The 24,066-nt window shown below is 46.1% G+C and carries 21 protein-coding genes; 4 read left to right on the top strand and 17 right to left on the bottom strand.

Annotated features, from left to right (window positions below; all coding sequences use genetic code 11):
* Positions 1 to 60: 60 nt before the first annotated feature.
* From pyrG to rlmD, 4 genes are all read right to left on the bottom strand, one after another.
* A complete protein-coding gene (gene pyrG, locus VR7878_RS00955; RefSeq protein WP_077332557.1) occupies positions 61 to 1,701 on the bottom strand; it encodes a CTP synthase in 1,641 nt (546 codons plus the stop codon).
* A gap of 201 nt (positions 1,702 to 1,902) precedes the next feature.
* Positions 1,903 to 2,712: a nucleoside triphosphate pyrophosphohydrolase gene (mazG, locus tag VR7878_RS00950; RefSeq protein ID WP_077332555.1), complete on the bottom strand. Its 810-nt coding sequence runs from the start codon at positions 2,710 to 2,712 to the stop codon at positions 1,903 to 1,905.
* Between the two features lie 84 nt (positions 2,713 to 2,796).
* Positions 2,797 to 5,016 (bottom strand): GTP diphosphokinase, encoded by a 2,220-nt coding sequence (gene relA / locus VR7878_RS00945; protein WP_077332553.1) that lies wholly within the window; start codon positions 5,014 to 5,016, stop codon positions 2,797 to 2,799.
* Between the two features lie 107 nt (positions 5,017 to 5,123).
* Positions 5,124 to 6,443, bottom strand: a complete 1,320-nt coding sequence (gene rlmD / locus VR7878_RS00940) for a 23S rRNA (uracil(1939)-C(5))-methyltransferase RlmD (protein ID WP_077332551.1) — start codon at positions 6,441 to 6,443, stop codon at positions 5,124 to 5,126.
* A 345-nt stretch (positions 6,444 to 6,788) separates the two neighbouring features.
* On the opposite strand from rlmD, the gene barA reads away from it, so the two are divergent.
* A complete protein-coding gene (gene barA / locus VR7878_RS00935; RefSeq protein WP_235862823.1) occupies positions 6,789 to 9,584 on the top strand; it encodes a two-component sensor histidine kinase BarA in 2,796 nt (931 codons plus the stop codon).
* 12 nt (positions 9,585 to 9,596) lie between these two features.
* Here the strand turns inward: barA and acpS are convergent, their stop codons facing one another.
* From acpS to rpoE, 11 genes are all read right to left on the bottom strand, one after another.
* Positions 9,597 to 9,977, bottom strand: coding sequence for a holo-ACP synthase (acpS, locus tag VR7878_RS00930; RefSeq protein WP_077332549.1), 381 nt, complete (start codon positions 9,975 to 9,977; stop codon positions 9,597 to 9,599).
* Positions 9,978 to 9,980: 3 nt separating this feature from the next.
* Positions 9,981 to 10,712, bottom strand: a complete 732-nt coding sequence (gene pdxJ, locus VR7878_RS00925) for a pyridoxine 5'-phosphate synthase (RefSeq protein ID WP_077332547.1) — start codon at positions 10,710 to 10,712, stop codon at positions 9,981 to 9,983.
* On the bottom strand, positions 10,709 to 11,440 hold the full coding sequence (recO, locus tag VR7878_RS00920) for a DNA repair protein RecO (RefSeq protein WP_077332663.1): 732 nt from the start codon (positions 11,438 to 11,440) through the stop codon (positions 10,709 to 10,711). The genes pdxJ and recO overlap by 4 nt, the downstream gene beginning before the upstream one ends.
* A 100-nt stretch (positions 11,441 to 11,540) precedes the next feature.
* The gene (gene era, locus VR7878_RS00915) at positions 11,541 to 12,506 is read right to left on the bottom strand and encodes a GTPase Era (protein ID WP_077332545.1); all 966 of its coding nucleotides are present in this window, start codon (positions 12,504 to 12,506) and stop codon (positions 11,541 to 11,543) included.
* On the bottom strand, positions 12,499 to 13,176 hold the full coding sequence (rnc, locus tag VR7878_RS00910) for a ribonuclease III (protein ID WP_077332543.1): 678 nt from the start codon (positions 13,174 to 13,176) through the stop codon (positions 12,499 to 12,501). The genes era and rnc overlap by 8 nt, the downstream gene beginning before the upstream one ends.
* An 81-nt stretch (positions 13,177 to 13,257) precedes the next feature.
* Positions 13,258 to 14,154: a signal peptidase I gene (lepB, locus tag VR7878_RS00905; protein ID WP_077332541.1), complete on the bottom strand. Its 897-nt coding sequence runs from the start codon at positions 14,152 to 14,154 to the stop codon at positions 13,258 to 13,260.
* 137 nt (positions 14,155 to 14,291) lie between these two features.
* A complete protein-coding gene (gene lepA, locus VR7878_RS00900) occupies positions 14,292 to 16,085 on the bottom strand; it encodes a translation elongation factor 4 (RefSeq protein ID WP_077332539.1) in 1,794 nt (597 codons plus the stop codon).
* A gap of 125 nt (positions 16,086 to 16,210) precedes the next feature.
* A complete protein-coding gene (locus VR7878_RS00895) occupies positions 16,211 to 16,699 on the bottom strand; it encodes a SoxR reducing system RseC family protein (RefSeq protein ID WP_077332537.1) in 489 nt (162 codons plus the stop codon).
* Complete coding sequence (rseB, locus tag VR7878_RS00890; RefSeq protein ID WP_077332535.1) at positions 16,696 to 17,679, bottom strand: sigma-E factor regulatory protein RseB; 984 nt, start codon at positions 17,677 to 17,679, stop codon at positions 16,696 to 16,698. The genes VR7878_RS00895 and rseB overlap by 4 nt, the downstream gene beginning before the upstream one ends.
* Positions 17,676 to 18,353, bottom strand: a complete 678-nt coding sequence (locus VR7878_RS00885; RefSeq protein ID WP_077332533.1) for an RseA family anti-sigma factor — start codon at positions 18,351 to 18,353, stop codon at positions 17,676 to 17,678. Before VR7878_RS00885 ends, rseB begins: the two co-directional genes overlap by 4 nt.
* A gap of 32 nt (positions 18,354 to 18,385) precedes the next feature.
* The gene (gene rpoE, locus VR7878_RS00880; RefSeq protein ID WP_077332531.1) at positions 18,386 to 18,958 is read right to left on the bottom strand and encodes an RNA polymerase sigma factor RpoE; all 573 of its coding nucleotides are present in this window, start codon (positions 18,956 to 18,958) and stop codon (positions 18,386 to 18,388) included.
* A gap of 438 nt (positions 18,959 to 19,396) precedes the next feature.
* Between rpoE and nadB the strand changes: the two genes are divergently transcribed.
* Positions 19,397 to 21,010, top strand: a complete 1,614-nt coding sequence (gene nadB / locus VR7878_RS00875) for an L-aspartate oxidase (protein ID WP_077332529.1) — start codon at positions 19,397 to 19,399, stop codon at positions 21,008 to 21,010.
* Between the two features lie 38 nt (positions 21,011 to 21,048).
* Here the strand turns inward: nadB and VR7878_RS00870 are convergent, their stop codons facing one another.
* Both VR7878_RS00870 and VR7878_RS00865 read right to left on the bottom strand, forming a co-directional pair.
* Complete coding sequence (locus tag VR7878_RS00870; RefSeq protein ID WP_077332527.1) at positions 21,049 to 21,396, bottom strand: hypothetical protein; 348 nt, start codon at positions 21,394 to 21,396, stop codon at positions 21,049 to 21,051.
* A gap of 31 nt (positions 21,397 to 21,427) precedes the next feature.
* A complete protein-coding gene (locus VR7878_RS00865; protein ID WP_077332525.1) occupies positions 21,428 to 21,688 on the bottom strand; it encodes an FAD assembly factor SdhE in 261 nt (86 codons plus the stop codon).
* A 311-nt stretch (positions 21,689 to 21,999) separates the two neighbouring features.
* On the opposite strand from VR7878_RS00865, the gene ygfZ reads away from it, so the two are divergent.
* Together ygfZ and VR7878_RS00855 are read left to right on the top strand one after the other, a co-directional pair.
* Complete coding sequence (gene ygfZ / locus VR7878_RS00860) at positions 22,000 to 22,974, top strand: tRNA-modifying protein YgfZ (protein ID WP_077332523.1); 975 nt, start codon at positions 22,000 to 22,002, stop codon at positions 22,972 to 22,974.
* A complete protein-coding gene (locus tag VR7878_RS00855; protein ID WP_306345786.1) occupies positions 22,961 to 23,452 on the top strand; it encodes an aminoacyl-tRNA deacylase in 492 nt (163 codons plus the stop codon). Before ygfZ ends, VR7878_RS00855 begins: the two co-directional genes overlap by 14 nt.
* Positions 23,453 to 24,066 lie beyond the last annotated feature (614 nt).

The raw sequence follows: 24,066 nt of genomic DNA, 5'->3' as shown, positions 1-24,066 counted from the left end.
TTTGAATTTAAATGTCAAACCTATAGGGTAACCGTATTCCTTACCGTTACCCGTGTCCTTTTATTTCTCAATAGTGCGACGCTGGTACTCACCAGCGGCTTTAACAAACCCGGTAAACAGCGGGTGTCCATCGCGAGGTGTTGAAGTAAACTCAGGGTGGTACTGAGAAGCCACAAACCACGGGTGATCCGGATTCTCAATCACCTCAACCAGTTTTTTATCTGCTGATAAACCAGAAACTTTCAGACCCGCCGCTTCAATTTGCGGACGAAGCACGTTATTCACTTCATAACGATGACGGTGACGTTCATAAATGGTTTTACTGCCATACAATGCATGAACTTTACTGCCTTCTTCAAGATGGCACAACTGTGCGCCTAAACGCATCGTACCACCTAAATCTGATTTCTCGGTACGCTCTTCAACTTGACCGTCAGAATCAATCCACTCAGTAATCAGACCAACAACCGGGTATTGAGTGGCACGATTAAACTCAGTTGAATGCGCCCCTTCCATGCCAGCGACATGACGTGCATATTCAATTAAAGCAACCTGCATTCCCAGACAAATTCCCAGATAAGGGATCTTATTTTCACGCGCATACTGCGCAGCTAAGATCTTACCTTCGATACCGCGATCACCAAATCCGCCCGGTACCAGAATTGCGTCCAGCCCTTCCAGTAACTCAACGCCTTTATTCTCCAGATCCTGAGAATCAACATACTTGATCTGAACACTCAAACGATTTTTCAGCCCTGCATGTTTTAAAGCTTCGTTGACCGATTTATACGCATCAGGCAACTCAATATATTTACCAACCATGCCAATCACAACTTCACCGGTGGGGTTGGCTTCTTCATAAATAACCTGTTCCCATTCAGACAGGTCTGCTTCTGGTGCTTGAATACCAAAACGCGAGCAGACTAAATCGTCCAAACCCTGCGACTTAATCAACTGAGGAATCTTATAGATGGAATCTACATCTTTCATTGAAATGACGGCTTTTTCTGCCACATTACAGAACAGCGCAATCTTCTTCCGCTCATTGGCCGGAATGATGCGATCAGAACGACAGATCAAAATATCCGGCTGAATACCGATAGAGAGCAGTTCTTTCACAGAATGCTGAGTCGGTTTGGTCTTCACTTCTCCGGCGGCTGCCAGATAAGGGACCAGTGTTAAATGCATAAACATTGCATTTTCACGACCAATGTCGACAGCAAGCTGGCGAATCGCTTCGATAAACGGTAGAGACTCGATATCACCAACCGTACCACCAATTTCAACGATTGCGACTTCATGGCCTTCTGCACCGGCAATCACACGATCTTTTATCGAATTGGTAATATGAGGGATAACTTGAATGGTCGCACCGAGATAGTCACCACGACGTTCTTTGCGTAACACATCAGCATACACTCGACCTGCGGTAAAATTGTTCCGTTTGGTCATTTTGGTTCGGATAAAGCGCTCGTAATGGCCCAAATCCAGATCGGTTTCCGCCCCATCTTCAGTGACGAATACTTCACCGTGCTGAGTCGGACTCATTGTCCCCGGATCCACATTGATATACGGATCGAGCTTCATGAGGGTCACTTTCAGACCACGTGCTTCTAAAATCGCTGCAAGCGATGCTGCTGCAATGCCTTTACCTAGAGAGGATACGACCCCGCCAGTCACAAAAATATACTTTGTCGTCATGTTTAACCTGAAATTGGTTGAATGAGGGAAATAGATTTCTTCTGGACGGGATGTAAATATACCAGAACCCCATTAACGCCACAACGTGAAACTTATCACACTCTCACTTTTTCTTTTTTGCTTCAAATCAAATCCAATCCGCACAATTGTAGCTCATTCTGCTTGGGCTACATTATAAGGACTGTGATCAACTGTCAGAGTTCAATCTGAACCCCGATTTTTCTCCCGCTGCTTAACCTGTTCCCAAAAGCGATCTAATTCACTGAGTGTATAGTCATCGAGTGATTTACCTTCCTGATTCGCCAGTGCTTCAACCCCTTGAAAACGTCGGGCAAATTTCTGATTTGCTCGCGTAAGAGCAGACTCCGGATGAAATTCCAAATGGCGCGTCAGGTTCACTACGGCAAACAGCAGATCGCCCAACTCATCTTCGATTGCAGCCGGATCAGGCGGAGTGTCATGCACCGCTTCGATGACTTCATCCAGCTCTTCACGAACTTTATCAACAACGGGCGTCAGCGTATCCCAGTCAAAGCCATGCTTGGCGCACTTGGCTTGCAATTTATAGGCTCGGCTCAATGCCGGAAGCGACTTAGGCACACCATCTAAAATGCTTTGTTCTTCACGACCAGCGCTGGATTTCTCTTCTGATTTGATTTTTTCCCAATTGGCCCGAATCGCAGCTTCATCGGCAAAAACCTGATCGGAAAAAACATGTGGATGGCGACGGATCAGCTTCTCGTTAACACTGCGAATCACATCATCAAAGTCAAATAGTCCCTGCTCTTGAGCCAACTGACTGTAAAAAATGGCTTGAAAAACAAAATCACCTAATTCTTCTTGCAGATTTTCCCAGTCCCGCGCATGAATGGCATCGATCACTTCGTAAGTTTCTTCCACGGTATGAGGCACAATACTGTCAAATGTCTGCTTTTGATCCCACGGACATCCGCTCTCAGGATCCCGGAGCTGAGCCATAATCTGCTTTAACTGTTCAATCGGATGAGACATAACCCCTCTTTTACTCTAAAGAGAAAGCGAGGGCTCCCCCTCGCTTTCTGTAGCACCTAAACAGGCATAAGTGTACCAGTCACGTTATCCTAATCGTTTGACCGACAGGACATCTTTGGTCTGCTCTATCCGCTTACACACTCGGGAGAGCACTTCAACACTTGCCAGTTCCAAATCAAAATCCATATAGATGAGCTGACGTTTATGATCAGTCCGGCTCTTCATGCTGGTCACTTTGATTTTCTCATTCGCCAGTAGCGATGTAATGTCCTTCAACAATCCACCACGCTCCATCGCTTCAATCCGAACCGTCAGCACATAAGAGCCCAGCAGTCCGCGTCCCCAAACGGTATCTATAATTCGCTCCGGTGCGTGGTGGCTCAGCTCTTCCAACTGTTCACAGTCACTCCGGTGAACGGAAATCCCCCGCCCCTGAGTAATGTAACCTTTAATCTCATCCCCGGGAATCGGACGGCAGCAGCGTGCCAAATGGGTCATTAAATTATCAACCCCTTCAACCACAACCGCATCTTTACTCGGTGCCGGCGTTGTGGTCTTTTGCTCTTTCTCTTGTAACTTTTCAAGAACCAGCTGATCTTCTTCTTCCGCAGTCGGCTTATTGACCAAGGCATTAATGTGATTGACGATCTGGTTGATCCGTAGGTCACCACTGCCGATGCCGACATACAGCTCGTCCGGAGAATTGACATTAAATCGTTTCAGCGCATACTCGCTGGCATCTTTGAGTGTCGCACCGATTTTTGCCAGTTCCGTTTCCAGAATCTCTCGCCCGGCCTCTAAATTCTTTTCCCGGCTTTGCTTGCGAAACCAAGCATTAATTTTCGCCCGGGCTCGTCCGGAATGAACAAATCCCAGAGCCGGATTCAGCCAGTCCCGGGATGGGTTGGGTTCTTTGGCGGTGATAATTTCAACTTGATCGCCCATTGTCAGTTTATGGGTAAACGGCACAATCCGTCCTGCGACCTTGGCACCGATACACCGGTGCCCCACTTCGGAATGAATGTGGTAAGCAAAATCCAGCGGTGTTGCCCCCATCGGTAAATCAACCACATCCCCTTTGGGTGTAAACGCGTAAACCCGATCATCGAAGACCTGACTGCGTAACTCGTCGAGCATTTCACCGGAGTCAGACATTTCTTCTTGCCAGTCAAGCAGCTTACGCAACCAGGTGATCTTCTCATCATAGCCTCGATGCCCGGCAGAACTGCCCTCTTTATATTTCCAGTGGGCTGCCACCCCTAATTCAGACTCTTCATGCATCTGACGAGTCCGAATCTGAATCTCAATGGTTTTCCCTTCCGGGCCGAGAATGACCGTATGAATCGACTGATAGCCATTCGGTTTTGGGTTGGCGACATAATCATCAAACTCGCTGGGGAGGTGCTTATACTTGGTGTGCACCACCCCAAGAGCGGCATAACAATCCTGTAGTTTCTCCGCGATAATCCGCACCGCCCGAACATCAAATAATTCATCAAATGCCAGACTCTTTTTCTGCATCTTGCGCCAGATACTGTAGATATGTTTCGGACGCCCGCTGACTTCGGCCTGAATATTGGACAGCAGCATTTCTTCACGCAGATCTTCAACAAAATCCTGAATATATTTTTCACGAACAATGCGTCGTTCAGAGAGCTGCTTGGCAATCTGTTTATAGGTATCCGGCTGTTGATAGCGAAATGCGTAGTCTTCCATTTCCCACTTTAACTGACCGATTCCCAGACGGTTGGCTAAAGGTGCATAAATATTGGCACACTCTTTTGCCGCCTGACGTCTGATTTCGTCAGGCTGATCTTTCACTTCCCGCAGATTACAAATTCGTTCGGCAAGCTTAATGACGACGCAACGGAAATCATCCACCATTGCCAGCAGCATCCGCCGCACATTATCGACCTGAGTTGACGCTTCGCTGCCTTGCATCGTGACATTTAACTGACCGATTGCCGCCATCTCCTCAACACCATCAATCAACTTGATAATGTCTTTGCCATAGCGCTCTTGTAAGATTTCAGCATCGAGCAATCCACCAGACACAATCGGAAACAATAACGCTGCGACTAAGGTCTCCTGATCCATCGATAGCGTTACCAGAATCTCGATCATCTCACGACCACGCCACAACAATAGCGGGCCGGCCGGATGATCAACCACTAAATTTTCCATCTGCCGGTAAACCAGTTTCAGTCGATCCGCTGTTTTAGGATCTCGTACAATAGTGGTGATCCACTTATCAGGTTCAAATTGTTCGTCTGGATTCAGATGTGCGCTTCTTACCGCAACCATTATTCTCTATTTCGTCCTAGTCTATTCGTTTATTGAGAGCCGATTATTTGACTTCGACCCTATCGATATTGATGAGTTCATCTCGCCTGACGGTTTCACGATCAAGGCTAAATTTTGATAAACAAAGCCATTGATTCGAGATGACTCGTATGAGGAAACATATCCAGCATCCCCACTTTCTCTAACTGGTATCCTTGCTGTAACAGGTGCTGAGTGTCTCTGGCCAGTGTCGCCGGATCACAGGATACATATACCACGCGCTGAGCACCAAAATCTGACAGCCGCTCAATAACGCCTTTTGCACCGGCTCTGGCCGGGTCGAGTAACACTTTATCAAATTTATCCTGTGCCCACTCGATTCCGGTCAAGGTTTTCTCAAGATTTGCCTGATAAAAATCTGCATTGAGAATCTGGTTGTGCGCAGCATTCTCGCGCGCCTGAACCACCATTTCTTCAATCCCTTCAACCCCGACCAGTGACTTCACTTGTTGCGCGATCGGCAGACTAAAATTACCGACACCACAAAATAAATCTAGCACACGATCTTCTTCACCGAGTGCCAGCCAAGACAGTGCCTGTTCAACCATTTTTTGATTAATGTGTCGATTTATCTGTATGAAATGGTGTGGTTGGAAAGCAATTTCAATCCCTGTCTCGCGATAAACCGGTTTATCGCCATACTGCAAACGGGGATTACCGGCTTCACTCATCACATAGAGTGAAAGATGCCGTTGCTGTGCAAAATGAACGAGATCAGCCTGATCAGACTCGGGCAACGCGCCTAAGATACGCAATAGCATGACAGGCTCGTTATCAGCGGCAATCAACTCTAAATGTCCAAGCTTTTCGGGGTGTGAAAGCGACTCAAATAACGCCCTGAGCGGTGCAATCAATGACTCTAAACCGGGCGCCAATACCGCACACTGCTCAATATCGACAATATGATTACTGTTTTTCTGACGAAAACCGAATGCCAGACGCTTCGCTTGAGTGTCCCACTTTAAACTGAAACGCGCTCGGCGCCGATATCCCAAATCAACGTCAGACATCACCGGAGAGAGCGGCACGGATAATCCGGCAAATTTATGCAGCAACTGGGATAACGATTGTTGCTTGTATCTTAATTGTTCCCGGTGACTGAGATGTTGCAGGTTGCAACCACCACAACGATGATAATGCGGGCAAAACGGCTTAGTCCGCTCGGCACTGCGCTGCTGCACTTGGATCAAGTTCGCCCGGGCATATTTACTTTTCTTCTCGGTCAGTTGAATCAACACCTGCTCAGTCGGCAAAGCACCTTCGATAAAAACCGGCTTCCCTTCCAGATAGGCAATCCCTTCACCATGGTGATCCATGCGCGTCACCTGAACCAATTGATGCTTTTTATTGATTGTTGATTGTTTTTTAGGTTGGAAAAAACGAGCCATATGAATCTGTTACCGCTTGTGAAGTTGCCGAATATCTTATACTACGCCTGCCATTTTAAGCGGCCGATATAACAGCTGAAGTTTGCAAATTTTTACTATTTTCCCATATCCACATCATGATGTTTAGTAAATAATCCGCTCAGAAAAAAACGGGTCATAAAAGTGGATTAAATTTCGTGAAATCGTCACTATTCTGATTAAGAATAAATTGTGAATTGCCGATGACTTGATTAAGCTAGCAGCTCAGATAAAGCGTCTCCGTGGCGGAAAAAACCTCAACCGAAAGCAGAAAAGTGCATGACTGGATGCGTTATTTCTGATCTTCATTATGATAATTAGAGACTCATGACCACCAAATATGGCTTGCGCACTCGCGTCATCACACTCACGCTGGCACCGACACTGATTATCGGACTGCTGTTAAGTGCTTTTTTTTCTTATAATCGTTACCACGATCTTGAGTCTCAGGTCATTAATGCGGGCTCAAATATCATTGAACCGCTGGCGATAGCCAGTGAAGAAGGGCTGGAGAAACACAGTCGGGAATCGGTCAGACGCATTATCAGTTATGCACACCGCAAAAATTCTCAGTTTGTCCGCAGTATCGCTGTTTTCGACAAGCATCATGAACTATTCGTCACCTCTAACTTCCATCCTGATTTTGAATCGCTGACTTATCCGAAAAACAAACCTATTCCGATTCTGGGCAGCTCAGAAATGAAGGATAACAATACCTTAATTCTTCGTTCCCCGATTCTGGCGGAAAGCCGGCTGATTGACGGCACGGCGAATGCCGAGACCTTACCGGTTCTTGGCTATATCGTGATCGAACTCGACCTGTCATCCCTGAGGCTACAACAGTATCAGGAAATTTTTTCCGCGATTTTAGTGTTGATTCTGGGCTTGGCACTTTCCGGGGTCTTTGCGTTTCGTTTACTCCATGATGTGACCCGACCGATTACCCATATGAAAAATATGCTGGACCGGATTCGACGCGGGCATCTGGATGTGCGGATTGAAGGAGAAATGCATGGTGAGCTGGATGAACTGAAAAAGGTATCAATGCGATGGCGGTTTCGCTGTCGGAATACCATGTCGAGATGCAACATAGCATTGATCAGGCGACCTCAGATCTCAGAGATCAGAGAGACGCTCGAACAACTTGAAATCCAAAACGTTGAGCTGGATATCGCCAAAAAGCGGGCTCAGGAAGCCGCCCGGGTCAAATCTGAATTCTTGGCCAATATGTCTCACGAATTAAGAACACCATTGAATGGTGTGATCGGCTTTACCCGACAAATTCTGAAAACCCAGCTTACCAATAGTCAGAAAGATTACCTGCAAACCATTGAACGTTCAGCGAATAATCTCTTAACGATCATTAATGACATATTGGACTTCTCCAAACTGGAAGCAGGTAAACTGGCGCTTGAAAATGTGCCGTTTGAGTTGCAGGAAAATCTTGAAGAAGTGGTTGATCTGCTGGCCACCAGCGCGCACGAAAAAGGGCTGGAAATCAATCTTAAAGTTGATCCGAAGATCCCGGTCGGCCTGGTCGGAGATCCACTCCGGATCCAGCAAGTCATCACTAACCTTGTCGGTAACTCGATTAAGTTTACCGAGCGAGGTAATATTGATATCAGCGTCGAACTTCGCTCCGTCCGGGACGACTTAGTTGAGTTGCAGTTTATGGTCCGGGATACGGGGATTGGTATTTCTGAGCGACAACAGGCACAGTTATTCCAGGCATTTAGTCAGGCGGATGCCAGTATCTCCCGTCGTTATGGCGGCACGGGACTCGGATTGGTGATCACCCAAAAACTCGTCAGTCAGATGGGCGGTGAAATCAGTCTGACCAGCCGTTTACACCGCGGTTCAACGTTCTGGTTCACCATTCGCCTCCACCCGACCGATATTATGATGGGCGAGTGGTACACACAGAAACAATTATCGGGTAAAGAAGTGCTGTTGATCGAGTCACACATGCAGTCCGCTTCGATCTTACAGCAAACCCTGACTCAGTCGGGTTTACGCGTTAACTATATGACCACTCTGCCTGACAATCCGCCTCAGTCAGACTACGTGATTCTCAATTTCTCACCGACACAAAAACTGATTTCGGAAGAAGCGGAAGCACTGGTCAAAAAAGTGGTGGCTTGTTCTGACCATGTGTTGATCGGGATCCCGAGTACCGAGCTGGCACTGGCTGATCATCTGATGACGCACTATCCGATCAAATGTCTCACGAAACCGCTCGCACGTAAGAAGCTGCTACAGCTCATGCTGGATATTCATCCTGAGCTGACTTCTTTCCGCGAAGAGTCCACCCATTCGACATCGATTGAGAAGATGCCGTTAACGGTCATGGCTGTCGATGACAACCCTGCTAACCTGAAGCTGATCACTGCGCTATTGCAAGAAAGGGTTGATACGGTGATTAGCTGTACCAATGGAGAAGAAGCCGTCGAGATCGCCAGCCATCAAAAGTTTGATATCATCTTCATGGATATTCAGATGCCTAAAATGGATGGGGTGACCGCCTGTCAGGAGATCAAAAAATTACCGATCAATACCACCACGCCGGTCATTGCTGTCACGGCTCATGCCATGGTCGGAGAACGGGATCGCCTGCTCAGCGAAGGCATGGACGATTATCTGACTAAACCGATAGAAGAACATGTACTACAGCAAGTTTTAGTTCACTGGAACCCGCAGCCACAACGCTCACAACAAGATACGTCAACTGTGGTTCTTTCACCATCGGTTGATGATAGCACCGCGCAGCCAGTCTCCTCGCAGCCCTCAGTGATTGACTGGCATATGGCTTTAAAACAGGCAGCGAATAAAGAAGATTTAGCCAAAGATATGCTGACAATGTTGGTTAATTCTATCCCTGACATCAATCAAACCATTGAATTGGCTTTGAATGGCGAATCTGATCAGGCAACATTACTCCATCATATCCATAAGCTCCACGGTAGTTGTTCCTATAGTGGCGTTCCCAGATTAAGAAAAATCTGCGCGACGCTGGAACAATCGCTACGTTCAGATGCGGCCATCAAAGACCTTGAGCCTGAACTGTTCGAATTACAGGATGAGATGGCAAAGGTGGCTGATACTGCGCAACAGCTAATTGGCTAAGGGATGGAGGCGTTAAGTTTCAAGAATCACAGAAGCAACTGCGTAACGTCGCTCATCCGATATCGACAGATGAATGGCATTGACGCCAGATGATTGTGCAAATTCTTCAGCTTTACCGCTCAAATGTAACCATGGTTTACCATGCTCATCGTTCAACACGGTAAAATCTTGGAGTGAGACGCCCAATGCGATCCCGGTTCCTAAAGCTTTCGATGCGGCCTCTTTGACCGCAAAACGCTTCGCCAGGAATCGCTCCGGCTTTTTACTCTGAGCATAAATTGCAAACTCACTTTCACTCAGAATCCGCTGAGCAAAAGCATCACCGTTGCGGGAAATCGCAGCTGCGATCCGCTCGATTTCAACAATATCAGTGCCAAAGCCGACAATTGCCATAAATTAACGTCTGGCCTCTATCATTAATGACTTCATATCCGCCACAGCTTTAGCCAGCCCGTCAAAGACAGAACGCCCGATGATCGAGTGACCGATATTCAGTTCGTGGATTTCCGGCATTGAGGCAATAGCAGCAACATTATGGTAAGTCAGACCATGACCGGCATTGACGATCAGACCAATATCACTGGCATAACTGGCTGCCGCTGAAATTTTCTTCAACTCATCTTGCTGAGCCGCAGTCGTTTCAGCATCTGCATAATGACCGGTATGTAGCTCAACATAAGGGGCGCCACATGCTTTGGCAGCATCAATCTGCTCTTTATCAGCATCAATGAAAAGCGATACTTTGATACCGGCATCGGTTAATTTCTGCGTAGCAGATTTAATTTTCTCCAGTTGCCCTAAAACGTCCAGACCACCTTCAGTGGTCAATTCTTCACGCTTCTCGGGAACGAGACAGACATAGTCCGGGCAAACCTCTAAGGCGATAGTGACCATTTCATCCGTGACGGCCATTTCTAAATTCATCCGGGTTTGTAGCGTCTCTCTTAAAATTTTCACATCACGATCAAGAATATGGCGACGATCTTCTCTCAAATGGATCGTAATCCCATCTGCACCGGCACGTTCTGCGACCTCTGCTGCATGGACAGGATCGGGGTATTTTGTCCCACGTGCATTCCGTAATGTTGCAATATGATCGATATTAACGCCTAAAAGAATTGCGCTCATGTTCCTTTACTCCGTGCTCTCGAAATACCAATTTGAGAAATGAAAAGCTCCCGGCTTTTTAATGGTTTTGCCCCCAGATAAGGTTTGAGGGCGATCCGGGTAAACCGTTTGGCAGCTTTTAACTGTGCTTGTGTTGTGAAACGTCGCTCACTGATTGCAATCAACTCTTCTCCCACAAATGTCAGATTATCTTTGCGAACGGAAGCGATAAATCCTTTTTGTTCCCGATACAGATAAGTCATCGTCGGGACAACGGGTTCTCCGCTGCCGGCACAATGCAAAAAATCAACGCCATAACCCAAACAAGCCAATAGCGAGAGTTCAAAACGTCGTAAAGCAGGCTCTGGATTCGATGATTGTGCCAGTTCGGTCAATACTTGCAGATAATCATAAAAAAGCCCCGGTAAGGGAACTTCTGAAGGGATGAGTCGTGCCAGTAATTCATTGACATACAACGCTGAATATAAATGAATGCCGGTCAAAGGTAAACCCAGACTAATCGGCTCGGCCTGACGCAGGGTTCGCATTGAGCCTTTTCCCGACCATTTCAATAACAGTGGTATAAAGGGTTGCAGCACACCTTTTAGCGGAGAGCGAATTCGTCGCGCGCCTTTAGACAGTAAAGTCATTCTCCCGAACTCTTCACTGAAAACATCAATAATCAGGCTACTCTCACTATATGAGCGTCGATGTAAAACAAAACAGCGCTGAAGTTGGTTCTCTGACATCATTCCCTATCTCTCTGAGGTAACAACCTCACAGGGGCTTGTTGGATTTATCCACAATAACGCTCATCAGTCGCCTCTGCGACAAGAGAAAGCCATATCCCTATAGATCGTCGATATATCCCAGACTTCTCAGTGCTCTTTCATCATCAGCCCAGCCCGATTTGACTTTGACCCAAGTTTCCAGAAAGACTTTACGACCAAATAACGCTTCCATATCAAGCCGCGCTTCCCGGCCAATGGTTTTAATTTTCTCGCCACCTTTACCGATGATCATTTTCTTCTGACCGATCCGCTCGACTAAAATCAAGCCGTTGATATGAAAGCCATCGGTTTCCGGGTTGTAATCAAAACGTTCGATATCAACCGTTACTGAATAAGGTAATTCTTCACCGGTAAAGCGCATGATCTTTTCCCGGAGGATCTCTGACGCCATAAAGCGTTGCGACCGATCCGTCACATATTCACTCGGGAAATGATGAACCGTTTTGGGAAGGTGGTTGCGGACATGCTGACGAATCGCATCAATATTTTTACCGTGTTTTGCAGAAATGGGAATCACATCAACAAAATCCATCTTGTTAGACAGTTCGTACATATGCAACATCACTTCATTACGATCTTTGACATGATCGACTTTATTGACACAAAGAATGACCGGGAAACCCGCTTTATTCAGCTTGTTAAACACCATTTCGTCATCTTTGGTCCAGTGTGTACCTTCGACCAGAAACAGTACCAGATTGACATCACTGAGTGAGCTGCTGGCTGCACGGTTCATGAGCCGGTTAATCGCCCGCTTTTCCTCTATATGCAGTCCCGGAGTATCAACGTATATGGCCTGATAGTCCCCGTCCGTATCAACACCCATAATTCGGTGCCTTGTCGTCTGAGGCTTACGCGATGTAATCGAAATTTTCTGCCCCAACAGCTGGTTCAGTAGCGTGGATTTACCGACGTTGGGTCGTCCGACAATCGCGACAAAACCACAATGTTGGTTCTCCGGTTTACTCTCTTCGTGACTTTCTGATGCAAAGAAAGCATCGATATCAAATTCTTTATCAGCCATTATTCAATTGCTCTAGTGCTAGCTCTGCAGCCGCTTGTTCTGCCTTGCGGCGGCTGGTGCCTTTTCCGATAACAGGCATTCCGATACCCGCCACTTCACACGACACCGTAAATTCTTGGTTGTGTGCTTCACCTTTAATATTAGTCACTGTATAGGCAGGAAGTGGTTTTCTTCTGCCTTGCAGGTACTCTTGCAGCCGGGTTTTGGGATCTTTTTGCGACACGCCGGGCTGAATTGCATCCAAGCGTGTCTGATACCAGTTTAAAATGATCCGTCGGATCGACTCGATATCACTATCTAAATAAATCGCGCCAATAATCGCTTCAACAGCATCAGCAAGAATTGAATCGCGGCGGAAACCACCACTTTTTAATTCCCCTGGACCTAATTTTAAGTAATCTCCCAGCCCGAATTCCCGAGCCAGCTCAGACAGAGTATTCCCCCGGACAAGCGTCGCACGCATCCGGCTCATGTCTCCCTCATTACTCTTCGGAAAACGGTGATAAAGCTCATCTGCGATGACAAAACTTAAAATTGAATCGCCCAGAAATTCAAGACGCTCGTTATGATGACCATTGGCACTTCGATGTGTCAGTGCCAGTTCCAGTACAGCGCCATCGCTGAACTGATATCCTATTTTTTTCTCAAGTTGATGTGTTGGAGAATTCATGATTTCTCAATATTGAAAGGCTGATCGGTTGACCAGCCTGGTTAAATAAATACCCCGATAATCGCAATTATCCGGTAAAGATTAATGAATCTGACCAATCCGATTCAAGCGGACTCCGGTTGGAATCCATGATGGTAACACGCTGTCAGGCGAACGATTAAACTCAAAGCTAATCCATATCGCAACCGCCTTACCGACCAGATTGGCTTCAGGAACAAATCCCCAGTAACGGCTATCGGCACTGTTATCCCGATTATCACCCATCATAAAATAATGACCTTCCGGCACAACCCATTCATTGACTCCCGGGCGAGGTTTATAATTCATCGGGTTATCCATCCGCCATGGACTAATCAAAATATGGTGTTTCACCTGACCAAGTTGTTCATCCAGTTGATACATAGGTGTAGCGTTCGATTTCAGGTCACTGTGGACGCGGTTTGTCTGCGACACAATCTTACATTCAGTCGTCCCTTTGGGCTGAATGCAAAGACGCTTATCCGGACTATAGCGGATAATGTCTCCCGGTAATCCGACAACACGTTTAATATAATCAACGCTAGGATCCGGCGGATAACGGAACACGGCAATGTCACCACGCTCCGGTTTATTCGTTGCCAAAAACTCGGTATGTGTCACCGGATCTTTCAGACCATACGCAAATTTCTCAACCAGAATAAAATCACCGATGAGTAAGGTCGGTTTCATCGACCCCGATGGAATCTGAAACGGCTCAAAAATAAATGAGCGGACAATCAGAACCAACGCAATGACAGGAAAAATAGACACGCTATTTTCCACCCACCACGGCTGCGGTAAAACCTTACTCTGTAGGGATGGATCGACCTCGTTCGTCTGAGCCAGAATGTCAGCGCGTTTCTGCTGGCGATTTTTCGCCCAAACCAACTTTTCGAGAGTCCAGATAATCCCGGTAACAAGCGTCACAATGACTAGTATGAGTGAAAATGTATTCGCCATGAACTTCCCTTTGTTAAAAATACGAAAGTGAAAGAACCGAGACTCTTTCACTTGAGTTATGCCTCTCCAAATCACTCAATATGCAAACAAAACATCTTAAGCTTGTGGGGTATCATGCCTAACAAATTGCACTTCAATTAATCTTTACCCACATGGAGAATCGCTAAAAACGCTTCTTGAGGTAACTCGACATTACCAATCTGCTTCATGCGTTTTTTACCTTCTTTCTGTTTCTTCAACAGTTTTTTCTTCCGGCTGACGTCGCCACCGTAACATTTTGCCAATACGTTTTTGCGTAATTGTTTCACCGTTGAACGCGCAATGATGTGGTTACCAATGGCAGCCTGAATGGCAATATCGAACATCTGGCGAGGAATAAATTCTTTCATTTTTTCAACCAGCTGACGTCCACGCGTCTGAGCCTGCTCTTTGTGGGTAATAATCGCTAAAGCATCCACTTTTTCACTATTGAGCAGTACGTCAACACGCACCATATTTGATGTTTCAAACCGTTGAAAAGCATAGTCCAGAGAAGCGTAACCACGTGAAGTTGATTTCAAGCGGTCAAAAAAGTCCAGTACCACTTCAGCCATCGGGATATCGTAAGTCAAAGCAACCTGATTGCCGTGGTAAATCATATCAACCTGCACCCCACGCTTTTCGACGCAGAGTGTAATCACATTCCCCAAATATTCTGAAGGCACGAGAATGTTACACCGACTGATCGGTTCACGGATTTCATGAATATCATTGATCGCAGGTAATTTAGCTGGGCTATCAATATGAATGACTTCACCATCGGTTTGCTCGACCTGATAAACCACCGTCGGTGCGGTTGTAATCAAATCAAGATCATACTCCCGCTCCAGACGCTCCTGAATAATCTCCATGTGCAGCATCCCGAGAAAGCCACAACGGAAACCAAAACCAAGCGCAGCTGATGTCTCCGGCTCATAAAATAACGACGCATCATTGAGACTGAGTTTTCCGAGAGCATCACGGAAATTTTCATAGTCATCCGACGATACCGGGAATAATCCGGCATAGACTTGCGGCTTCACTTTTTTAAATCCGGGGAGCGGTTTGTCACACCCGTTTTTTGCATGGGTTAATGTATCCCCGACCGGAGCACCAAGAATATCTTTAATCCCACAGACAACCCAGCCCACTTCACCGGTACCCAATTTCTCGGTATCAACTTGTTTCGGAGTGAAGATCCCGATACGGTCAACACCCCAGGTTTGCCCGGTGCTCATAACTTTGATCTTGTCGTTCTTTTTCAGGATCCCATTTTTGACCCGAACCAAAGAAACAACGCCGAGGTAATTATCAAACCAAGAATCGATGATCAATGCTTGCAGGGGTGCGTTTTCATCCCCTTCCGGCGGTGGAATATCTGAAACAATACGCTCCAGCACATCATCAACACCGAGTCCTGTCTTCGCAGAACAACGTACAGCATCAATCGCATCAATGCCGACAATATCTTCGATTTCTTCAGCAACCCGTTCCGGTTCTGCCGCTGGTAAGTCGATCTTGTTCAGGACAGGAACAACTTCCAGATCCATCTCAATCGCGGTATAGCAGTTAGCGAGGGTTTGCGCTTCAACGCCTTGTCCGGCATCGACGACTAACAGCGCGCCCTCACACGAAGCGAGAGAACGAGAGACTTCATAGGAAAAGTCAACGTGTCCGGGAGTATCGATAAAATTGAGCTGGTAGGTTTGTCCATCCTTAGCAAGGTAGTCCAGAGTCACACTCTGAGCTTTAATGGTGATGCCACGTTCACGCTCAAGATCCATCGAATCTAGAACCTGTTCTGCCATTTCACGGTCAGTTAAGCCGCCACACACCTGAATCAGGCGATCGGAAAGGGTGGATTTACCGTGGTCGATATGGGCGATAATCGAAAAGTTACGAATGTGCTTCATAGGTTTGGGATGATTAAACTCTTTTAATATTTAGAAGAAAAAGAACAAACCGTCTCAAAGATACAGGTTCTATTCCATTTAAGTTGGCAGATTCTACCCAATTTAAAAGGGATTCGCATCATAAATCACTTCGAGGCATCATGTCTGACAATCGGCTCTCCTAAAACCCGGAGTAAAACAACTTCTTCCAGAGAAACCTGTTCCATCCGACGAGCTAATATTTTGGCCAGCCATACGCCACCTGCGGTGAATAATATCGTACAAGCAATCACCCATGGCTCTCCGCCACCAACCAACGGTGCCAGCCAAAGTTGCCCGATCCCACAACCGAAGATCATCATAAACAAAGGCAAAAGATAAACAATGGCGGCAGACTGCAAGAGGCTTTTTTCAGGGAATCCGATTTCGACCATCTGACCGGTTTGAATCGGCTGAGAGGTATGCAACTGCCATGTCAGCACTTTCTTACCGATGGCTTTAGAGACCACTCCGGTGCTGCAACTGGAAGAAGAAGCACATTGGCTACAACTGGTCTGCTGCTGACAACTCAGTTCAACCTGATAATCGCCCGCAGTTTCATGTACGCGATCCACTGTTGCCAAAGCCGTCATCATGGCTGACTTTCCTCTGATTTAGCTTTCGAATGCAATTCAAATTTGACGGATTGTGCAATTCTTTTGGCTGTCGACGGTGGGATATCACCAATCACCGAAATTTCAGTATTCCCTTTCACAACCGTCTGTAATGTCCGGCGTCCTTGACGAATCAACTGATTTTTCAACGAAAGATTGTCACTATCGGCAACATAAACTGAAAAGCTAAACAGACCATCTGTGTAAATCTGGCTTTCCACCAAACGATCCGTGATCGCCATCCGGTAACGATTCAACTCTTTAGAAGAGAACCCATTGGGAACCCAACCAACGCTCCAGAATGTTTTCTTCACCGGGTTTTCCGGCAATGAAAGTACATGGGGTAATTGCGCTTTATTCAAACTCAGCATCAGCTCAGCCAATTTATCACTCAGGGAATAAGAAATTGTCCGGTACTGCTCTAACACTTCACCATCGCGATCAACCAAATCAGCACGGAGCGGCAGATGACTACGTTCATCGATCCACAGGACATAGGAATAACGCAGCCCATCTTTCGGAACCACACGAATGACCTGACACGCTGCACCGGCTTCTCTCCCACGACCGATTTTTACAAAATCATAATAATGACTCAGCTGGGTCATGTCGCCGTGGAGTAGTGGGATAACCGGCGCCACCATTTTGTCGGATTCAATGGTAAACGGTTCAATTCCCGGTTCGATATAGCTCACCTCGTGACCACGCCGGATCACTTCTCGAACCGGCCCACTCAGGTAGACCAGATGGGCTAAAGAATACCCCTTTTCGACAGCATGACGATATAACAGAGGCTCAATCCCATTCTTTTTTATCAGAATATAGGAAAGCTCATAATTCAATTTTTGGCTGGCGCGGCTCATTTGATGCAACAAAGCCTCTGCAGAGGGTTCATCTGCAAAGGCTAGTGATACATTCAAGCTGAACAGCGCAGTTACAACACTGACCAGAAATTTTTTCATTCAACAACTAACTCTTGGTTTTCATCTGAACGTTGAGATGATTCCCGTTTTTGTTCGCTATAAAGTTTTAATTGTAGCTCATAATCCTGCAGCATCGCATTGACACGACGACGCTGTTCCTGAGCATTATTTTCTGTCGTATGTCTCATCATCGAGTCACGCGTCAGACTAACCGGTTCAGCCGTTCCAGCCAGAGGGATCGTCTGTAACACTGGAAGCTGTCCATTATCAGCGGCACGCTCTCCGTCAACCCCATTACCGGAGTGATACTGTTGTACGCCCACAATGACGACCAGTGAAACGCACGCAGCAACGGCCACCTGCCCCAATTGACCTAACCATGCAGGTAACTGTCTTCTTGACTGTTTTGGCAATGGCTGAGATTCCAAAGGTGTAATGTTTAAAGTGTCCGGATTCTCAGTATTATGTTGTTCATAAATACTTGATTCATGAGCAAAATCTTTACGATGGACAGGTTCATCTTCCAGCGCTAACGCAACCCGGGCGGCAATATCCCATTCCCCCTGAGGTGTATCACCACGCATCACATCACCAATCATGTGATAGTTGCGCCATGTTTCTAAACCTTCATGATCTTGTGATAGATCGCTAATCAACGATTTATCGATCAACTCGCCATCCATAAGCGCCGAAAGTTTCTCTTTATCAGCCATTATATTCACCATTATCTAGACAACTCCAGACATTACAAAAGCGAACCAATCCGCTTTTCTACCGCTTCTCGTGCTCGAAATATTCGTGATCTCACCGTCCCGACAGGACAGTTCATCACTACCGCAATTTCTTCATAGCTCAATCCTTCCAGCTCTCTCAAAGTCATTGCGGTCTTCAAATCTTCAGGCAACGCTTCAATTGCCGCAAATACAGCATGTTTCAATTCTTTCGACAGCGTAATATTCTCTGGGTTCGAAATTTCTTTTAAAACATTGCCACTTTCATAATATTCAGCCTCTTCGGCATCCACATCATTTGCAGGAGGACGTCTGCTTTGTGCAACGATATGGTTCTTTGCTGTATTCACAGCAATTCTGTAGAGCCATGTATAAAATGCACTTTCACCCCGAAATGAAGGAATAGCCCGGTAGGCTTTAATAAAAGTATCCTGAGCGACATCAGCGACATCACCGCTGTTATTTACATATCTGGCGATGAGGTTGCAAACTTTATTCTGGTACTTAACCACCAAAAGATTAAAGGCTTGCTTATCTCCACTCTGAACGCGCTCAATCAATACTTGATCAGTTAACTGCTCGTGCATTCGAGCGTATACTCCTATCGTTCATCCCTTACCTTCTCAGATATGGGTATTAATACTTCAAAATGTAGTATTGACACCACCGCTTACATGAGCAGTATAGTGAGACTCATGTACAGAAAAATAGTTCCCCTGCCTGCGATGAAATTTTTCTCCATCTTAAAGATGAATCCGTTGATACACAAATCAGCACTTCGTGACTTTCTTTAAATGAGGTAAAATTTCATCGATGTCAACCGTGTTTACTCAAGCATTGCATGTAGTGAAAGAGAAAAACAAGCGAAATCGGGAATTCATTCATTTTTACCTGTCTGATTGATTATATCGCCGCGGTGTTTCAATACTTAAGCTCCAATTGTCGCTTCAAGGAACGGGTTCATGACTGAGAACCACATGAACGGAAGAAAAATAGATTAGGAATTATTGGGAAAAGATAAAACTATGCACGTAAATCAAGAACATCAGTGTGATGTACTCGTTATCGGAAGCGGTGCAGCCGGGCTTTCACTCGCACTACGCGTGGCAAACCAATGTCGTGTTATCGTCCTGAGCAAAGGCGCCTGGAGTGAAGGGGCAACCTATTATGCTCAGGGAGGCATTGCTGCTGTATTCGATGAATCCGATAGTATTGAATCACATGTTCAGGATACACTCATTGCCGGCGGCGGCATCTGCGAAGAAGAGACGGTTCGCTTTATTGCTGAAAATGCTAAAAAATGTGTGCAGTGGCTGATTGATGGTGGCGTGCCATTTGATCTGGACGAAGGCAGCCAGCAAGATCATCCTAAATATCATCTGACCCGGGAAGGCGGTCACAGCCACCGAAGAATCCTCCATGCCGCAGATGCAACAGGCATGGCAATGCAGACCTCTTTACAAGATAACGTCATCCATCATCCGAATATCAAAGTGCTGGAACGTCACAACGCACTCGATCTGATCACCGAAGATAAAATCGGTGGTGATCCGAAGAAAGTGATTGGTGCCTATGTCTGGAACCGCAACGATGAGCATGTCGAAACCATTAAAGCCAAATTTATCGTTCTGGCGACCGGTGGGGCATCCAAAGTATACCAATATACGTCAAATCCCGATGTTTCATCAGGAGACGGGATTGCCATGGCTTGGCGGGCCGGCTGCCGGGTTGCCAATCTAGAGTTCAACCAGTTTCACCCGACTTGCCTGTATCATCCGGATTCACGTAACTTTTTGCTAACCGAAGCTTTGCGGGGAGAAGGTGCTTTCTTACGCCGCCCTGATGGTTCTCGGTTTATGCCGGACTTCGACGAGCGGGCGGAGCTTGCACCGCGGGATGTCGTCGCCAGAGCGATCGACTATGAGATGAAACGTATTGGTGCGGATTGTATGTATCTGGATATCAGCCATAAACCGGCGGACTTCATTGAGAAACATTTTCCGACGATTTACACCCGTCTTCAGGGGCTGGGAATCGATATGACCAAGGAGCCGATCCCGATAGTTCCGGCAGCACACTATACCTGCGGTGGCGTGATGGTCAATCGACAAGGAGAAACCGATCTGAAGCAACTTTACGCCATTGGTGAAGTCAGTTACACCGGCTTACACGGGGCAAACAGAATGGCATCTAACTCATTACTTGAATGTGTGGTTTATGCCCGTTCTGCGGCGCGGGATATCCTCAGTAAACACGAACATGCCCAACTTGCCGAGTCGCTTCCCCCTTGGGATGAAAGCCAAGTGACCTGCTCGGATGAAGAGGTCGTCATTCAACATAACTGGCATGAGCTACGGCTGTTTATGTGGGATTATATGGGGATTGTTCGCACCGATAAACGCTTAGAACGCGCGCTGAGACGGATCCACCTGCTGCAACAGGAAACTCATGAATACTATAGTAATTTCCGGGTTTCCAATAACCTAATCGAACTCAGAAACTTACTTCAGGTTGCAGAATTGATGATCTGTTGTGCGATGCAACGCAAGGAGAGCCGCGGGTTACATTACACTCTGGATTATCCTGAACAATTGGAGAACAGTGGTCCGACAGTTCTGGATCCGAAAGATTTATCTTGAGCTAAAACGTCTCAAAGCACATTGGAGTACACAGCTCGTCAACGGAGGTGATAACGCCTCCGTTTTTCCATCACTAACAGCTGTCGGTATGTATGATCCCGGCAACTGTCTCGCCACAGTATCTGTCGCTTACCGCACACTCCGACAAAAATCACGAACCATATCGCAAATGAAAGCTCAACTCGCTCAACCTGATGTTGCTGACTGCCAACGTGCAATATCCCCGCATCCGTATATCGGCATGGTTCTGAAATCACAGGTAATAAAAGTTGTTGCTCATGCCAGATATTCAATAACCAGCAGATACAAATAAGTGAGGAAACAAGAGGTAAATCAGTAGAGATTAATGCCCAGATGGAAAGTTGAACAACCAACCATTGCACCATATAGGCATTCAAAGAGACAGAGGTGTAAAGATTAACGAACTTTACCAAGGTTATAAGCAACTATCTTATCGACCATCGAAGCATGACTGAGATTTTCACTCCGCTTATGCCCCATCAGCCAAGAAAAAAGATCCGGATCATCACATTCAAGCAGAGAAACAAAATCCTGCTGTTCGGACTCACTCAATTGTTCAAAACATTCCTCAAAGAATGACATAATCACCACATCTAGTTCCAACATACCACGTCGGCATGCCCATTTAATACGGGCTTTCTCTTCGTCGGTATACATTCTAAAACCTCATTGATTTAATTTTTATCAGTGTATCAAGGGAATATGCTACCCGCTACTAACTGGGTCACAGTCCAATCTAAGCAACAAAACCTATCCGATTTAACATACCTTCCTGACGATTAGCAAAAGATTTATCTGAAAACGATTATATGATTTGAACTCGCCCGTATTTGTTGAGAGATGTCAGCCAAAAAATACTATCGCGCTCCTACCTTTCAATACAATTCAAACACACACTAACGGTATTTGGGAATCAAAAGATTTACGTATAGAATGTCTCCATTCAATCGGCAAAAGGTGATACAGATATGAACTGGGAAAACAATTTTCACCCTTTCGAACATACGCCAGAGACCCCATTACCGAATTTACTCCTCACTCATCTCTCATCATGGGGTTATATTTACGCCACAGGCGCGGATCAGACATCTTATCTGCAAGGTCAGATTACCTGTAACATTGTTTCGCTCGCACACGATCAATCAACATTCGGGGCCCATTGCGATCCGAAAGGAAAAGTCTGGTCGGTATTTCGACTTTTCCGCCACAAAGATGGCTACGCGATGTTCCAGCCTTTCAGTGCAATCGATGCAGAACTCAAAGCACTCAAAAAATACGCAGTATTTTCTAAAATCGAACTGACACAAGGCGATAATATTGCCCTTGGCGTGATGGGTAAAGATGCTGAAAGTTATATCAACACGCTCAGTAACACTCAGGGTGATGTCCGTGATATTGAGGGCGGAACAGCGGTAAAAATCTCGGCTCAACGCTGGTTACTCATAACAGACCAATCAACGGCACAATCATTGGTCGCCGCTTTTCAGGGCGAGAAAGTCACGGAAAGTTTATGGACCCGTTTTGATATTGAAGAAGCGCTCCCTCTTGTCACTGCGGGTGAACAGGAACAACACATTCCTCAAGCACTCAACCTTCAGGCGCTCGGCGGGATTGATTTTACCAAAGGCTGCTATACCGGTCAGGAAATCGTGGCCCGGGCAAAATACCGTGGCACCAACAAACGGGCAATGTACATCCTCAAAGGAAACATCGACGCCACACTCAACCATGAGCAACCACTCGAATTGGAACGTTCCGTCGGAGAAAACTGGCGTAGCGTCGGTCGCTTCCTTGCTCTCTATCGATTTAGTGACCATTGCGCAATCGGTCTGATCATTTTGCCAAACAATCTCGATGAAGAAACCCGATTCAGAATCAAGGATGCGCCGCAAACAGAGTGGACGATTCAACCCCTCCCGTATAGTTTGGATGATGAATCCTGAACTGAATACTCAAGTACTTGAATTCCTTCGCCAGCAGCAGGTGCCACACTGGCTGCTGTTACAGTCACAAACAGCCGTCACGATCGAAGCTACGGCTCGTTTGCGTGGTGTTCGCCCTGCGCAAATGGTCAAATGTGTACTCCTGAGAGATATGAGTGATCGTTATGCATTGGCTTGTGTACCGGGGCACCTGTCAGTTGCCCCCCAAAAAGTCAGATCTTATCTCGGCTGGCGAAGGATGACATGTGCCACCAGCGAGCAAGTTTTACAGGTGACCGGTTATCCTGTCGGTGCCGTCACACCATTATTGCTTAAAACCGACATGCCAATCCTATTTGATCCTGCAATCTCCCAAGAACCAGAAGTGACTATCAGTAGTGGTTCTCTTCATGCCGGTATCGCAATACAAACCCAAAATTTAATCACCTTAGTTCAACCCACTATCCTTTCAGTTCATCGCGAATTTTCTGTTAACTAATCCAATTGATTGCAAAAAAATGTGACCTCAATCAAACATAATTAAATCCACAAGTGAATTATTAATCAAAAATAAAACATAAATAGTCATTTGCTATTTTTTCACGTAGTCTGTCGGGGTTGGTTCAGTCACGCACTTTTAACACAATCGCGACTAAATCGACTAAAAAGTGAAACTGATTCATGTCAGTACATCCACTTTTTGTGTAATGCATCTGTGACTATTTCGCCCGTATCCAGACAGATGCGGGCTTTTTTTTCATGAAGGTCAGGGATTTTTTTGACAGGCACGAGTCAAACACTATATTGATGGGTAAACATCATAAAATTTAACAATGATTCAGCAATTTTGTTATAAAAGTGTCACACTAATCCGGCCTAATAGTCCACCGAGAACGGGGACAGCACATCATTGCAGAAGATGTGCATAAGCTGTCTCAGAGTTAACAGAACCGATACAAACGATTCATTTCATTCTGTTAAATATGTAGATGACAGCACAAAAATTCAATTGACTCATCATGTTATGATTATTTCACTACAAATATCACAGCATGAAGTACGAAACAAAATAGAATCGTTGGAGTGGATTGGGTTCTCACAAAGTTGATACAG

Origin of the sequence: Vibrio ruber DSM 16370 (genome assembly GCF_900163965.1) — a bacterium.
Classification (GTDB): domain Bacteria; phylum Pseudomonadota; class Gammaproteobacteria; order Enterobacterales; family Vibrionaceae; genus Vibrio; species Vibrio ruber.
Note: the sequence above shows the minus strand (reverse complement) of the source record. Positions and strands in the feature narration are given on the sequence as shown.